Annotated in this window: 12 protein-coding genes and 2 rRNA genes; 10 read left to right on the forward strand and 4 right to left on the reverse strand. The window is 39.6% G+C overall.

The genetic code is table 11. The annotated features are described in order from the left end of the window. Nucleotides 1–462: 462 nt before the first annotated feature. From hisG to F580_RS0122540, 10 genes are all read left to right on the forward strand, one after another. The gene (hisG, locus tag F580_RS0122495; RefSeq protein ID WP_019030020.1) at nucleotides 463–1,365 is read left to right on the forward strand and encodes an ATP phosphoribosyltransferase; all 903 of its coding nucleotides are present in this window, start codon (nucleotides 463–465) and stop codon (nucleotides 1,363–1,365) included. Nucleotides 1,366–1,540: 175 nt separating this feature from the next. Further along, complete coding sequence (hisD, locus tag F580_RS0122500) at nucleotides 1,541–2,845, forward strand: histidinol dehydrogenase (protein ID WP_019030021.1); 1,305 nt, start codon at nucleotides 1,541–1,543, stop codon at nucleotides 2,843–2,845. A gap of 2 nt (nucleotides 2,846–2,847) precedes the next feature. Further along, nucleotides 2,848–3,984: a histidinol-phosphate transaminase gene (gene hisC, locus F580_RS0122505; RefSeq protein WP_019030022.1), complete on the forward strand. Its 1,137-nt coding sequence runs from the start codon at nucleotides 2,848–2,850 to the stop codon at nucleotides 3,982–3,984. A 55-nt stretch (nucleotides 3,985–4,039) separates the two neighbouring features. Continuing rightward, the gene (hisB, locus tag F580_RS0122510) at nucleotides 4,040–5,125 is read left to right on the forward strand and encodes a bifunctional histidinol-phosphatase/imidazoleglycerol-phosphate dehydratase HisB (RefSeq protein WP_019030023.1); all 1,086 of its coding nucleotides are present in this window, start codon (nucleotides 4,040–4,042) and stop codon (nucleotides 5,123–5,125) included. After that, nucleotides 5,125–5,745: an imidazole glycerol phosphate synthase subunit HisH gene (gene hisH / locus F580_RS0122515; RefSeq protein ID WP_019030024.1), complete on the forward strand. Its 621-nt coding sequence runs from the start codon at nucleotides 5,125–5,127 to the stop codon at nucleotides 5,743–5,745. The genes hisB and hisH overlap by 1 nt, the downstream gene beginning before the upstream one ends. Before the next feature lie 129 nt (nucleotides 5,746–5,874). Beyond that, nucleotides 5,875–6,642 carry a 1-(5-phosphoribosyl)-5-[(5-phosphoribosylamino)methylideneamino]imidazole-4-carboxamide isomerase gene (gene hisA, locus F580_RS0122520; protein ID WP_019030025.1) on the forward strand — a complete coding sequence of 256 codons (768 nt, stop codon included), beginning with the start codon at nucleotides 5,875–5,877 and terminating at the stop codon, nucleotides 6,640–6,642. Continuing rightward, nucleotides 6,636–7,424 carry an imidazole glycerol phosphate synthase subunit HisF gene (gene hisF, locus F580_RS0122525; protein ID WP_019030026.1) on the forward strand — a complete coding sequence of 263 codons (789 nt, stop codon included), beginning with the start codon at nucleotides 6,636–6,638 and terminating at the stop codon, nucleotides 7,422–7,424. The genes hisA and hisF overlap by 7 nt, the downstream gene beginning before the upstream one ends. Next, nucleotides 7,418–8,038: a bifunctional phosphoribosyl-AMP cyclohydrolase/phosphoribosyl-ATP diphosphatase HisIE gene (hisIE, locus tag F580_RS0122530; RefSeq protein ID WP_019030027.1), complete on the forward strand. Its 621-nt coding sequence runs from the start codon at nucleotides 7,418–7,420 to the stop codon at nucleotides 8,036–8,038. The genes hisF and hisIE overlap by 7 nt, the downstream gene beginning before the upstream one ends. Nucleotides 8,039–8,155: 117 nt before the next feature. After that, nucleotides 8,156–8,572 carry a hypothetical protein gene (locus F580_RS0122535; protein WP_019030028.1) on the forward strand — a complete coding sequence of 139 codons (417 nt, stop codon included), beginning with the start codon at nucleotides 8,156–8,158 and terminating at the stop codon, nucleotides 8,570–8,572. Between the two features lie 372 nt (nucleotides 8,573–8,944). Continuing rightward, the gene (locus F580_RS0122540) at nucleotides 8,945–9,427 is read left to right on the forward strand and encodes a GNAT family N-acetyltransferase (protein ID WP_019030029.1); all 483 of its coding nucleotides are present in this window, start codon (nucleotides 8,945–8,947) and stop codon (nucleotides 9,425–9,427) included. Nucleotides 9,428–9,492: 65 nt separating this feature from the next. Here F580_RS0122540 and adk read toward each other — a convergent pair whose 3' ends face one another. The 4 genes from adk to F580_RS0122560 all read right to left on the reverse strand — a co-directional run. Beyond that, on the reverse strand, nucleotides 9,493–10,137 hold the full coding sequence (gene adk, locus F580_RS0122545; RefSeq protein ID WP_019030030.1) for an adenylate kinase: 645 nt from the start codon (nucleotides 10,135–10,137) through the stop codon (nucleotides 9,493–9,495). A gap of 252 nt (nucleotides 10,138–10,389) precedes the next feature. Beyond that, nucleotides 10,390–12,351 (reverse strand): molecular chaperone HtpG, encoded by a 1,962-nt coding sequence (gene htpG, locus F580_RS0122550; RefSeq protein ID WP_019030031.1) that lies wholly within the window; start codon nucleotides 12,349–12,351, stop codon nucleotides 10,390–10,392. A gap of 1,944 nt (nucleotides 12,352–14,295) precedes the next feature. Continuing rightward, a 5S ribosomal RNA gene (rrf, locus tag F580_RS0122555) occupies nucleotides 14,296–14,410 on the reverse strand. A gap of 153 nt (nucleotides 14,411–14,563) precedes the next feature. After that, nucleotides 14,564–14,840 (reverse strand): 23S ribosomal RNA (locus F580_RS0122560); the annotation flags it as partial.

Consider the following 14,840-nt stretch of genomic DNA (forward strand, 5'->3'; position numbering starts at 1 on the left):
TAACCTTTTTAGAGTAATAGCTTTAAGCTAGTTTCATATAACAAATAGTAATAAAAAACTATTATTTATTACTTGCAGCTACCTTAATTAAGCAGTAGTGTAAATAACATCAATACAAATTAATTTTTCACCTTGTTAACTTAAATTTACAGTAGCACTAAGTTAACAAGGAATAACTGACTATTAGAGACTTTCTAAACATGATTATTAACCTGAATCGCCGACATCATCACCATCACTACGATTAGCCCATTCAGGTTTACTTTATAAGTAAACCACTGAAGGGCAAGTGGCCTTTCAGTGGTTTAAAAAAGCATAATACAATCTCTTAATAGAAGTAACTGTAATTGCTAAACCCCCGAAAGAGTCACGACTCTCTCGGGGGTTTTTCGCATTTTAGCCTACTAGAAATTGTATATACATGACAAATTTTAAGATTAAGACACCATAGGAATTATCAATATGAATACTTCAGAACCACGTTTACGCATTGCCATGCAAAAATCAGGACGCCTTAGTGAAGAAACCCAAAAATTACTAAAGCGCTGTGGATTAAAAATTAATCTTAGCGACCGTCGTTTACTTGCCCACGTTAGTAACATGCCTATTGATATTATGCGCGTGCGCAGTAGTGATATTCCAGGTTTGGTTATGGACGGTGTTTGTGACTTAGGCATTGTCGGTGATAACACCCTCGAAGAAGAAGAGTTAGATCGCCAATTAAAAGGCAACAAGTCTGACTACATTCGCACTACCACATTAGATTTTGGTGCTTGCCGTTTTTCAATTGCCATGCCTGAAGAATTTGAATACACCGGATTAGATTGTTTAAACGGCTTACGTTTTGCCACAACTTACCCGCACTTATTAAATCGTTTTGCTAAAGCTAATGGTATTAATGTTGAGTTTTGTTTGTTAAAAGGCTCAGTTGAAGTAGCACCTCGCGTAGGCTTAGCTGACGGTATTTGTGATTTAGTTTCTACCGGTGCAACACTTGAAGCTAATGGCTTAAAAGAAGTGGCTGAAGTTTTCCGTTCAAAAGCGTCACTGATTCAACGAGCAGAGCCATTAGGTGCAGAAAAACAAGCCATTTTAGATACTTTATTACCACGTATTCACGGTGTAATTAAAGCCAAAGAAAGCAAATATATAATGTTGCACGCACCAAAAGATAAAGTTTCCGAAGTCAGCAAGTTAATGCCAGGCACAGAAACACCCACTGTTTTACCACTTGCAGGACGTGACGACATGGTCGCTGTACACGTAGTAGCAACAGAAACTTTCTTTTGGGAAACCATGGAAGATCTGAAAGCCTTAGGTTGTCACTCTATACTCGTTATGCCGATTGAAAAGATGATGGGCTAATACGCGTCATACTTGCAACTTCTGCTGCATTGTCAGCGTTGTTTGTTGCCATCACTTAGGAAACTAAGCTCAGGCAACAAGCAACTTGACAGCTTTGCTGAAGTCACAATTATTTAGCGTATATTCTCAAAGAGAACTATCGCAAAGAAATAAACATTAATACCGAGAAAGAATTATGATTAATCAACTTATTAACTGGCAAGAGCTGTCAGAGCAGCAAAAAAAATGTGCTCTGGCTAGGCCTGCAATAGCCGATAGCGCACTATTATCAACGCAAGTGGCTAACATTATATCGCAAGTTAAAAGCCAAGGTGACAAGGCTATATTTGCTTTAACTGAGCAATTTGATGGTATCGCACTTAACACCTTGTCAGTGAGCGCAGAGCAAGTTGCGCAAGCCAAGTTAGCCTTATCTGCTAAGCGTTTAAAAGCAATTAACACCGCTTATCAGCAAATCAGAGCATTTCATAGCGCACAACAGCCTACTGATATAACGGTTGAAACGATCCCCGGCGTTAAGTGCATGTTAAAAACGGAAGCCATTGAAAGTGTTGGTTTATATATTCCTGCCGGCTCAGCTCCATTGCCGTCAACGGTATTGATGTTAGGCATACCGGCGCAACTTACTGGTTGCAAACGCACCGCGCTTGTTTGTCCGCCAGATAAAAATGGCCAACTGGCCAATGAAATATTAGTGGCAGCTGATCTTTGTGGTATTAGTGAAATATACACAGTGGGTGGTGCCCAAGCGATTGCGGCTCTTGCTTATGGTACCCAAACCATAGCAGCGGTAAATAAAGTTTTTGGTCCTGGTAATCGCTATGTTACCGAAGCAAAAACTCAACTATCACAACAAGTTGCTGGTTTTGCTATCGATATGCCAGCAGGCCCTTCGGAAGTGTTAGTCATTGCCGATGAGCAAGCAAATCCAGTATTTATTGCCGCAGATTTATTATCACAAGCCGAGCACGGTGTTGACAGCCAAGTGATTCTACTTAGTGATAGTGAAGCTTTAATCAAACAAGTAGCTGAGCAATTAGAAAAGCAGTTAGTGACATTGTCTCGACGTAAAATAGCCGAGCAAGCCTTAACACAGTCTCGATTAATTTTTACCAAAGACTTGGCTCAAGCGGTTGCAATATCAAATCAATACGGGCCAGAGCATTTAATCATTCAAACTGAAGATGCGCCAAGCTTATTAAATACTGTACGTAATGCCGGTTCAATTTTTGTTGGTGCTTATACCCCAGAATCAGCGGGAGATTACGCCAGCGGTACTAACCACGTATTACCGACATATGGATACTCAAAAGTGATCTCAAGTTTATCACTGGCTGATTTCTCACGTCGTTATACCGTGCAAGAAATAACTAAATCAGGTTTAGCGAGTTTAGCTGAGTGCATTATTGAGTTAACCGATGCCGAAGGTTTAGATGCACACCAGCGAGCGGTCACTATTCGGTTGGAAGAAGGTTCATAACGATGACTGAACTAAGCATAAGTAAAGGTAAAAACAAGCAAGCTTTAACTACCGCAGAGCAATTAGCACGTAAAGAATTAATAGCTATGGTGCCATATCAATCGGCACGACGCCTATTTTCTAGTGCTGATGCCCAAGAAGATAAGATATGGCTAAACGCAAACGAAGCTCCAGGTAAAGGTCAATATCAATTATCAGCGGAGAACATCAATCGCTACCCTGATTTTCAACCTGATAGTTTGATCTCAGCCTATAGCGAATACTCAGGCTTAACGAAAGACAAAATACTAGCAACTAGAGGTGCCGATGAAGGTATCGAGTTAATCATTCGCAGTTTTTGTCGTGCTTACCAAGACAGCATTTTAATATGTCCACCCACCTACGGGATGTACGCTATTAGTGCCGAAAATCACGGTACACCGGTAATTAAAGTACCGCTTAACCCTACTGATTTAACCCTAGATTTAGACGGTTTGCAGCAGCAAGTCGGTAAGGTAAAAGTTGTATTTTTATGTTCACCTGGTAATCCGACCGGTAACTTATTACCACAAGCACAAATTATTGCGGCGATAAAACTTTTTAAAGATAGTGCCATGGTGGTGGTTGATGAAGCCTACATCGAATATACAGGTGAGTTTAGCCCTGAGTATTCTAGCGCCAAGTTGTTAAGCGATTTTGATAATGTCATTGTATTAAGAACCTTATCTAAAGCCTTTGCACTTGCGGGTCTTCGTTGCGGTTTTACCTTAGCAAACAATGACGTCATCACCTTATTAAGCAAGGTTATTGCCCCCTATCCTATTGCTGCACCCGTGGCTGAAATCGCTAGCCAAGTCTTAACTAATGATTTAACCATAATGCAAACGAGAGTAAAGCAAACCAAAGCATTACGTGAGCAATTAAGTACTTGGCTTACTGAGCAAAATTGGTGCTGCCATGTCTTTACCAGTGATGCAAATTTTGTTCTATTTCGCTGTACTAGCGCAGAAGATAAAACTCGAGTATTTAATTTGTTACTTGAAAACAACATATTGATTCGCGATCAATCTAAACAGCAACAGCTTGAAAACTGTCTTCGCATTAGTATTGGCAGTGAAGATGAACTCGCACAACTAAAGAAACTATTAACCACTTTGTAAGTCAAAAGTAACGCTGCGTTTAAAATAGCTACACGCACATAATGAAGAGCATTTTATGAGTAATAAACAAGAAAAAATATTATTTATCGACCGTGACGGCACCCTAGTAGAAGAGCCTGCTATCGATAAGCAACTTGATAGCTTAGAAAAACTAGTCTTTGAACCTAATGTCATTGCCGAGTTATTAAAACTGCAAGCCAAAGGTTTTAAGCTAGTGATGGTATCAAACCAAGATGGTTTAGGAACAAGCAGCTTTCCACAAGCTGATTTTGATTTGCCTCATAATAAAATGATGGCGTTATTTAGTTCACAAGGGATTAATTTTGCAGACGTCTTACTCTGCCCTCACTTTGATGAAGATAATTGTAGCTGCCGTAAACCAAAATTAGGTTTAGTAAGCGATTACTTACAGCAAGGCAAAGTAGATTTCACTAATTCATATGTCATAGGTGATAGGGAAACCGATATGGGCCTTGCTGCTAATATGGGTATTGTCGGCATCAAGTATGATCGAGACACGCTAAATTGGCCACAGGTGAGCGAACAAATATTAGCAAAGTTCTCACAAGCTCGTATAGCGAGTATTACGCGGACCACCAAAGAAACCGATATCAAGGTCACCGTTAATTTAGATAAAAAAGGCGACAATAATATAGCGACAGGCTTGGGTTTCTTTGACCATATGTTAGATCAAATTGCCACTCACGGCGGTTTTAGTTTGCAATGCAGTGTTAGCGGCGATTATCACATAGATGAACATCATAGTGTTGAAGATACCGCCCTTGCCCTTGGTCAAGCGTTGAGAAAAGCCCTTGGTGACAAACGTGGTATTGGTCGTTTTGGTTTTGTACTGCCTATGGATGAATGTCGCGCCGAGTGTGCAATTGATTTATCTGGTCGTCCATGGCTTGAATTTGATGCTGACTTTACCGCTGATAATGTCGGTAGCATGTCAACGCAAATGGTCGGACATTTTTTCCGCTCACTTGCGGATTCAATGTTAATCACTTTACATTTATCAACTAGCAAAGGAAATTGTCACCACCAAGTTGAGAGCTTATTTAAGGTATTTGGCCGTGCGCTAGGTCAAGCCATAAAAGTAGACGGTGATGAAATGCCTAGCTCAAAAGGTATCTTATAATGACTAAGGCGTTGACTGCTAGTATGAATGTCATTGTTGATACTGGCTGCGCAAATCTAGCGTCTGTTAAGTTTGCCGTTGAGCGTTTAGGCTATAACGTTACTATCACTGATGACATTGAGCTAATTCAGCAAGCTGATAAGGTAATACTGCCTGGTGTTGGCAGTGCCAAACATGCCATGGCCAATATCAAAGCCAAAAACTTAGTCGCGGTATTACAAAACTTAACTCAGCCAGTACTGGGATTTTGTTTGGGCATGCAGTTAATGGCAGAGTCCTCAACCGAAGGTAGCGGTGATGACATAGTACCTTGCTTGAACTTAATTCCCACAAAAATTGAGCCATTAAAATCTCAAGGGAACAGATTGCCACATATGGGTTGGAATACGCTCAGCCAAGTAACAGACCACCCTATTTTTAAGGGTATTAACCCAGGTGATTACTTTTACTTTGTCCACAGCTTTGCCGCGCCAATAAGTGAGTACACCATTGCCAGTTGCGAATACGGTAGTACTTTTTCAGCGGCTATTGCCAAAGACAACTTTATCGGCTGTCAATTTCACCCTGAGCGCTCAAGTGCTTTGGGCAGTAAAATCATTCAAAACTTTTTAGAGTTATAACAATTCATTGATGCTTCAGATAGAAGGTATTTGGAGCAAGTACAATGAAAAAGCACGGAGTTTATGAATATAAATGAGTACTTTTAAAGAAGTAATTTATCCAAATAACAATATCTTGAGTATCAAATTATGATGATCCCAGCAATTGACTTAATCGGTGGTCAAGTAGTACGTTTATATCAAGGCGACTATAACCAAAAGACCAATTACCAATATACCGTGCAAGAACGCCAACAGGCTTATGCTAAATCAGGCGCCACTGTCATGCACTTTGTTGATTTAGACGGCGCAAAAGACAGTACCAAGCGTCAATTAGCAACATTAAAAACCGTAGTAAATCACCCTTCCATGATAATTCAAGTCGGTGGCGGTGTGCGTTGTGAAGATGATGTAAAGCAGTTATTAGCTCTAGGCGCAGATCGCGTGGTTATCGGTAGCTTAGCCATCAAAAAACCAGAGCTAGTTACCCAATGGCTTAAAACCTATGGCTGCGAAAAAATTGTCCTAGCGCTTGATATTAAAATTGATGCTCAAGGCAATAAGACCCTGCCAACCCATGGTTGGATTGAAGATAGCGGCGTGAACTTAGAAGATTTACTTAGCCAGTATCAAGATGCGGGCATTAAACACGTATTATGTACTGACATCAGTAGAGATGGCACGTTAACCGGCACTAATATTGATTTATATACGGAAGTTTGTGCTAAGTATCCAGAGATTCACTGGCAAGCATCAGGCGGCATTGGTAGTTTAGACGATATAAAAGCGTTGATTCCAACCGGTGTTAGCGGCGTTATATTAGGTCGGTCACTGCTTGAAGGTAAGTTTACCCTGGAAGAAGCAATTGCTTGCTGGCCCCCAGCTAAAGAAGCTATAGCGGAGAAAAGCCCATGTTAGCTAGAAGAATTATCCCTTGTTTAGATGTTCGCGATGGCAAGGTAGTTAAAGGTGTGCAGTTTCGAAACCACGAAATTATTGGTGACATAGTTCCCTTAGCGAAGAAATATGCTGAAGCAGGTGCTGATGAATTAGTTTTTTATGATATCACCGCAAGCAGTGATGGTCGTGTTGTAGACAAAAGCTGGGTAAGTCGTATCGCTGAAGTCATTGATATTCCCTTTTGTGTTGCTGGTGGCATAAAAAGTGAAAACGATGCCAAAGAAATATTGATGATGGGTGCAGACAAAATATCCATTAACTCCCCGGCCCTACGAGACCCTAAACTTATTACTCGCTTAGCCGATGTTTTTGGTCAACAGTGTATTGTTGTTGGTGTAGATAGCTTTTATAACAAAGAGGCTAATAATGGCAAGGGGGAATACCAGGTTTACCAATTTACCGGTGATGAAAAACGAACTAAGCAAACAGGCTGGACCACATTTGACTGGATTGAAAAAGTCGTTAGCTTAGGTGCAGGCGAAATAGTGTTAAATTGCATGAACCAAGATGGAGTACGCCAAGGTTATGATATTGAGCAATTAAAACAAGCGAGGGCTGTATGTAATGTCCCTTTAATCGCCTCTGGTGGCGCGGGTACTATGAAGCATTTTAGTGATGTTTACCAACAGGCAGATGTTGACGGCGCACTAGCGGCCTCTGTTTTTCATAAAGGCATTATTGCCATTAAAGATTTGAAAGATTATTTAAAAGACCAAAATATTGAGGTGAGACCATGTTAGTAAATAAAGACAACATTAATCAGTTAGCATGGCAGAAAATGGACAACCTAATTCCTGCCATTATTCAGCATGCTGCTACCGGCGCAATACTAATGCAAGGCTATATGAACCAAGCATCCTTAGCCGCAACTCTTGAAACAGGTAAAGCGACTTTTTTTAGCCGTTCAAAACAAGCACTCTGGGTTAAAGGCGAAACCTCAGGTAACTTTTTAAACATTAAGCAAGTTTTAACTGATTGTGATAACGATAGTTTACTTATTGCTTGTTTACCTATCGGTCCAAGTTGTCACTTAGGCACCGAGTCGTGCTTTCCTGAGCAAAAATTAACGCAGCAAAACTTCCTCAGTCAACTTGAACAAGTTATCGATAGCCGAAAAAATGATAAGCCAGAAGATAGCTATACGGCGTACTTATTTTCTCGCGGCACGACTAAAATAGCGCAAAAAGTAGGAGAAGAAGGGGTTGAGGTGGCACTTGCTGCTGTCGCGGAAACGAAAGAAGATCTATTAGGTGAATGCGCCGACTTGTTCTACCACACTCTCGTTTTACTAGCCGATCAAGGAATTGAGTTGAACGAAGTAATGGCGGTATTACAACAACGCCATAATAAATAGCGAGGGTAACTTTAAAACGCCATAAGCCACTTTACTTAATACCTATTTCCTTGTTATCTATATATTACAGGGATGCAGGTACTTAACTCCAACGGAGTGATTTAATGGCGTTCCTTTATGATATATACACCGCACAGCTTTAATCAGAAAACTCTCGGTAAAACGCTGCTTATATTACTAATTTTATGCATTACAACGGCTGTCCATGGCCAACAACATAGTGTGCTTATTTATATTCGTGATGATGTCTACATTGATTACCAAAAATTTGTTGCTAATAGAGATGTCAGCTCAATCGATAACTTCTCTGGGAAAAATATCCGTCGTGATGTAGTGGACATGATAATTGCTCAGCAAGCACTTAAACTTGGTGGCTTTAATCGCCGTTTCAGTTACGCCCCAGGTAAAGTAAATTTTCAATGGTTCGACTTTATTTTAATGCCATTTAATTCAACACCTGATCAAAGCTTTACTATGAGTAAAATTCACCTAGTCCCGGTGAAAAATATTGGTGTGGTACTTAAAGATTCCTGACATTATGTCATCAGTAAGGCTCCCCCTAAGGGAGAGGAAGCCTTTATAGCGATTAATAAGGGCTTAAAAATACTAAGAAAACGAGGCGCTATAGTTAAAACCTACCGTCAAGCAGTTTTTTTGTGGATACCACTAAAGTAAAAATTATCAACCGATGAGATAGTATCGGTTTAATAAAGTAGGTTAGTCACCTACGAATAACATAGCAGGCAACTTTATTTTCCTGAATGTTAGTCATTTAATGAAATAATGACCACTGAGCTTGTTAAGTTATATAGACAAAAAAACAAAGAATAAATTAAGGTTTACCTTGATAACCACAAGTATTATGCTTACTTAAAACTACTCAGTATTCAATTTTAACTTCTTATTATGACCACAAATACAATTTGGCAAAAGAAAACATTCACACAGTTATCACTTGATCAATTATATGATGTCCTCAAATTACGCATTGATGTTTTTGTCGTGGAACAAACCTGTTACTACCCAGATTTAGACAGCGATAAAGACCGGCTCGACCGACACCCTCAAACTTTACATTTGCTAGGCTATCAAGACGAGCAACTTGTTGCTTATCTACGTATTTTGCCGAAGGGTGAAAGTTATAAAGAAAATATAAGTATTGGCCGAGTTGCGATAGCGACACACGCAAGAGGCCTTGGTTTAGGACATGAGTTAATGACAGAAGCGTTATTACTTTGTCAGCAGTACTTTCCTGAAGAAGATATCAAAATATCTGCACAGCAGCACTTAAAGTCTTACTATCAAAAGCATGGTTTTACCCAAGTATCCTCGATGTACCTAGAGGACAACATACCACACATTGCCATGTTCAAAGAGTGTCTGGAATAACCTCATTATCCTAAAACAAAAAAACTCGCCAAGGCGAGTTTTTTATTAATTCAAGTAGCTAGAGACTAAGCAAGTTGCGCTGATAATAACTGGTTAACTTTTTCAACAGCTTGCGTGCCATCGATAGTTAAATAGCTGCAGTTACCTGCTTTAGCTTCTGCTTGATAGAAGTCGACTAATGGCTTAGTTTGATCATGATAAATAGCTAAACGTTTACGTACTGTCGCTTCTTCATCATCTGGACGAATGGATAAGTCATCACCCGTAACATCATCCTTGCCGGCAACTTTTGGCGGATTGAAAACAAGATGATAAACACGTCCAGAGCCCGAGTGAACACGACGGCCAGCCATGCGCTCAACAATCACTTCATCAGGCACATCAAATTCTAAAACGTGATCAACTGAGATGCCATTTTCTTTCATTGCATCTGCTTGTGGAATGGTACGAGGGAAACCGTCAAGTAAAAACCCTGCTTTACAGTCTTCTTGAGCCACTCGCTCTTTTACTAAGCCAATGATCAAATCATCTGAAACTAATTGCCCTGAATCCATAACGGCTTTAGCTTTATTGCCTAGGTCAGTGCCTGCCTTAATTGCAGCGCGAAGCATATCGCCCGTAGAGATTTGTGGAATACCAAATTTAGCCATTAAAAATTGTGCTTGTGTGCCTTTACCAGCGCCTGGAGCACCTAATAAAACAATCCGCATATTATGTAACCTTAAATTGATGGTTGAAATGTTAAAGTAAAGATTACCTTTATTCGATAGTTAAAATGATCGTTTGATCAGACAAAGGTAATATTTCTTAGCTTTTAATAAAGCCGGCAGATACTATACAAGCTAGCCTATGTGCAAACAAGTGGAGAAAGGGGGATTGATCAAAAAAGGAGGTATTTCATGCATGAAAACCTCCTTTTTAAGACTAAAGTATTATCAAAAATTTATCTAATGATAAAATAATTACTTAGTTAGACTTAACATTAGCTTATTCAGGCGAGTAACAAAGCTTGCCGGATCTTTCAAACTACCACGTTCAGCTAACATTGCTTGATCGAATAATACCTCAACCCATTGACCAAATTTGTCATCATCTTGCTCATCAGCAATATATTTAATAAGCTCATGTTCACCATTGATTTCAAAGATAGGTAAGGTATCAGGCACTGCTTGACCAACTGATGCCATTAGCTTAGCCATTTGGCTAGTCATGTCGTTATCATCTGCTACGATACACGCAGGAGAGTCAGTAAGACGTTGTGACAACTTAACCTCTTTAACTTTACCTGTTAGGCTGTCTTTGATGCGCTTAACTACAGAATCGTATTCTTTCTCAAGCTTCTCTTGTGCTTCTTTAGTTTCAGCATCATCCATGTCACCTAGATCTAAGCCACCATGAGTAACTGACTGTAATTGCTTAGTATCAAACTCTGTCAAATGGCTTACTAACCATTCATCAATACGGTCTGACATTAACAATACTTCAATGCCTTTTTTACGAAATATTTCTAAATGTGGGCTATTTTTCGCTGTTTCGAAGCTATCAGCAACAACATAATAGATCTTATCTTGGCCTTCTTTCATGCGTTCGATGTAAGTAGCAAGTGATACGTTTTGCGTTGCAGTATCTTCATTAGTTGAAGAGAAGCGTAATAAACCGGCAACTTGCTCCTTGTTTGCGTGATCTTCAGAAGGACCTTCTTTTAATACCTGGCCAAACTCATCCCAGAAACCTTGATATTTTTCAGCATCCTTTTTAGCTAACTTCTCAAGCATTTTTAATACACGCTTAGTACAGCCTTTACGAATAGCTTGAGAAATTTTGTTATCTTGTAAAATTTCACGAGAAACGTTTAATGGCAAATCGTTTGAGTCTAATAAACCTTTTACAAAACGTAAGTAGGTTGGCATAAACTGCTCTGCATCATCCATAATAAATACACGTTGTACAAACAACTTCAAACCATGTTGTTTTTCACGGTTGTACATGTCAAATGGTGCTTTATTTGGTACATATAAAAGAGAAGTGTATTCTGTTTTACCTTCAACTTTATTATGTTCCCACAATAAAGGGTCACCAAAGTCATGAGAAACATGTTTGTAAAACTCTTTGTATTCTTCTTCTGAGATATCAGATTTTTCACGTGTCCATAATGCAGTCGCTTTATTTACTGGTTCCCATAATGCAGGAATAGCATCAACCGCTTCGACAGCAGGTCTTGTTATATTATCTTTCTCATCAGTTACTTCTGCTACAGCTTCTATAGCTGGAACTTCAGCAGTTAACATTTCAACGGATACTGATATATGATCTGAGTACTTAGTAACAATAGACTTTAAACGCCAGTCATCTGCAAATTCTGATTCATCGTCTTTTAAATGAAGGATGATATCAGTACCGCGATTAGTTTTCTCAATTTGAGCCGTTGTGAATTCACCTTCACCTGCACTTACCCACTCAACACCTTCACTAGCATTGTCACCCGCTTTACGGGTACGCACGGTTACTTTATCTGCAACGATAAACGAAGAGTAAAAACCAACGCCGAATTGGCCAATAAGTTGCGAGTCAGATGCCTGATCACCTGATAATTGAGAGAAGAACTCAGCAGTACCTGATTTAGCAATAGTACCTAAATGCTCAATAACTTCATCAACGTTCATGCCGATACCATTATCAGAAATTGTTAATGTGTTATTTTCTTTATTACAGCTAACACGAACACGAAGCTCACCATCGTTTTCGTACAATGCATTATCTGATAATGCTTTAAAACGAAGCTTGTCTGCCGCATCAGCGGCATTAGATACTAACTCACGCAAAAATATTTCTTTATTTGAATAAAGTGAGTGGATCATTAATTGTAGTATTTTGGCGTTGTCCGATGCAAACGCATGATTTTTTACTTGATTAGTTTCTGACATCTAAAATATCTCCGGTGAAAAATTATTAATCGACTTTTAAAAAGTTGTTAGAAACTATGTGGGGTTTAGGATAAAAATTTCAAGGGATATATAAACAATGACAGCTAAATGACAACAATTAATGCGATTGGTTAGATAATATTTGACATAAACTTAATACAATATGATTAATGGCTTGCACAACGACTATAAATTTAGCCTAGCGCAAAGAATAATTTTCTTTGAGTATATAAAAAGAGTGAATATAGGGTGCCGGAGTAAGAAGCCCTACTCCGGCTAATTATACTTGTGAGATTAGATTGACAGATCAGCTCAAACACAAAGTATGTTGTTATTAATTAACCACTAAGGGAGTAAGTTACAATTAATAACAGATTAACAATACCCTATGGTGTGTACAAAACATACAGCCATTTTCTACTATAGTATTACCATTGAGCATAGATAAATCACCCCAACTCATTGAAATAAAAATTCACTAATGATACATAACTATTCACACAGACTTAAACAAATTAAAATATCTTAGTTTAATGGTTTATGGTTTATGGTTTGCAAAATATATGACATGCATGCAAATGATAGATGCCGGAGTAGAAGTCCTACTCCGGGCTTATATACCTGTGAAGAACGATTGACAGATCAGCTCAAACCACAAAGTATATTGCTATTGATTTGTTTACAGGGAGTAATTTACAAATCAGTAACACATGCATACTAATTAACCTTGTGTATAATGTATACACTCCATTTGTAATATAATATTACCAAACTATATAACCAATGAATTAACTCATAAAATCATTTACTTATATAATTTCCCTTTAACTTTTGAAACTTCATCTAGTGCTACTTACACACTTACGACCCTTCTACTTAAATGTACTAACCTACTTAGACATGCTAATACGCGGTGCCATGGATGTAACTTATTACATGAACTGAGAGCATATTCTCCTGATGGCGAAAAGCAGACACACTGGTGAAGTGCTGCTGCACATTACTTGAAATAGATGAATAGAGTCTGGTAGGACCACAATAGGTAGGCGGGAATTTATTTGCGCATATTAGTCATTGTTTCAAATCCCAAACAGAAAAAAATCCGTTACTTTCGTAACGGGTTTCTTGTCATTTATTAGAGAGTGAAGTGGAATATGTCCTACTCTCACATAAAGAGAAAAACACCCACACGCTCACATCTCCACCGCTATTAGCTTGGGCGATTTAAATCCCGCCTACACAGGTCTCATACCGTAGGCGAGAATTTATTCGCGTTTATTCTAAAATCCCAAGCAGCAACAAGCCCGACTCTTTCTAATCGGGCTTCTTGTCATTTATGAGAGAGTGAAGTGGAGGATGTCCTACTCTTACATAAAGAGAAAAACACCCACACGCTCACATCTCCACCGCTATTAGCTTGGGCGATTGAAATCCCGCCTACACAGGTCTTATAGCGTCGGCGGGAATTTATTCGCGCTTATTCTCAAACCCCAAACAGCAACAAGCCCGACTCTTTCTAATCGGGCTTCTTGTCATTTATGAGAGAGTGAAGTGGAGAATGTCCTACTCTCACATAAAGAGAAAAACACCCACACGCTCACACTTCCACCGCTATTACCTTGCGCGATTGAAATCCCGCCTACACAGGTCTCATACCGCAGGCGTGAATTTATTCGCGCTTATTCTCAAATCCAAAACAGCAAAAAGCCCGTTACTTTCGTAACGGGCTTCTTGTCATTTATTAGAGAGTGAAGTGGAGAATGTCCTACTCTCACATAAAGAGGAAAACACCCACACGCTCACACCTCCACCGTTATTACCTTGCGCGATTGAAATCCCGCCTACACAGGTCTCATAGCGTAGGCGGGAATTTATTCGCGCTTATTCTCAAATCCCAAACAGCAAAAAGCCCGTTACTTTCGTAACGGGCTTCTCTTATTAGAAGTCTAGCAATGTCCTACTCTCACATGGGAACTCCCACACTACCATCGGCGCAACTGCGTTTCACTTCTGAGTTCGGAAAGGGATCAGGTGGGGCCACAGCGCTATTGTCGCTAAACAAAAAGGGTACAATCTTAGAAAGCTTGCTCAAAGAGCGATAAATATCGTTTTTTCTTGATTCAAGTAACACGTAAGTACGTGATTTTACATTATCTGTATTTGTCAGTCTTCATACAATCCACTTCATAGCGCAAAACTACTTGGGTGTTGTATGGTTAAGCCTCACGGGCAATTAGTATCAGTTAGCTCAAGACTTCGCAGTCCTTACACACCTGACCTATCAACGTTGTAGTCTCCAACGACCCTTTAGGGGACTTAAAGTCCCAGTGAGAACTCATCTCAAAGCCTGCTTCCCGCTTAGATGCTTTCAGCGGTTATCAGTTCCGAACGTAGCTACCGGGCAATGCCATTGGCATGACAACCCGAACACCAGTGGTTCGTCCACTCCGGTCCTCTCGTACTAGGAGCAGCCCTCTTCAATTCTCAAA

It is taken from the genome of Colwellia piezophila ATCC BAA-637, assembly GCF_000378625.1.
Classification (GTDB): Bacteria; Pseudomonadota; Gammaproteobacteria; order Enterobacterales; family Alteromonadaceae; genus Colwellia; species Colwellia piezophila.

Bases quoted from the DNA above. Each gene is read 5' to 3' on its own strand.
- hisB (WP_019030023.1), top strand. From the start codon at position 4,040: ATGAGTAATAAACAAGAAAAAATATTATTTATCGACCGTGACGGCACC.
- adk (WP_019030030.1), bottom strand. From the start codon at position 10,137: ATGCGGATTGTTTTATTAGGTGCTCCAGGCGCTGGTAAAGGCACACAA.
- hisH (WP_019030024.1), top strand. From the start codon at position 5,125: ATGACTAAGGCGTTGACTGCTAGTATGAATGTCATTGTTGATACTGGC.
- hisF (WP_019030026.1), top strand. From the start codon at position 6,636: ATGTTAGCTAGAAGAATTATCCCTTGTTTAGATGTTCGCGATGGCAAG.
- hisA (WP_019030025.1), top strand. From the start codon at position 5,875: ATGATGATCCCAGCAATTGACTTAATCGGTGGTCAAGTAGTACGTTTA.
- F580_RS0122535 (WP_019030028.1), top strand. From the start codon at position 8,156: ATGATATATACACCGCACAGCTTTAATCAGAAAACTCTCGGTAAAACG.
- hisIE (WP_019030027.1), top strand. From the start codon at position 7,418: ATGTTAGTAAATAAAGACAACATTAATCAGTTAGCATGGCAGAAAATG.
- hisD (WP_019030021.1), top strand. From the start codon at position 1,541: ATGATTAATCAACTTATTAACTGGCAAGAGCTGTCAGAGCAGCAAAAA.
- hisG (WP_019030020.1), top strand. From the start codon at position 463: ATGAATACTTCAGAACCACGTTTACGCATTGCCATGCAAAAATCAGGA.
- hisC (WP_019030022.1), top strand. From the start codon at position 2,848: ATGACTGAACTAAGCATAAGTAAAGGTAAAAACAAGCAAGCTTTAACT.
- F580_RS0122540 (WP_019030029.1), top strand. From the start codon at position 8,945: ATGACCACAAATACAATTTGGCAAAAGAAAACATTCACACAGTTATCA.
- htpG (WP_019030031.1), bottom strand. From the start codon at position 12,351: ATGTCAGAAACTAATCAAGTAAAAAATCATGCGTTTGCATCGGACAAC.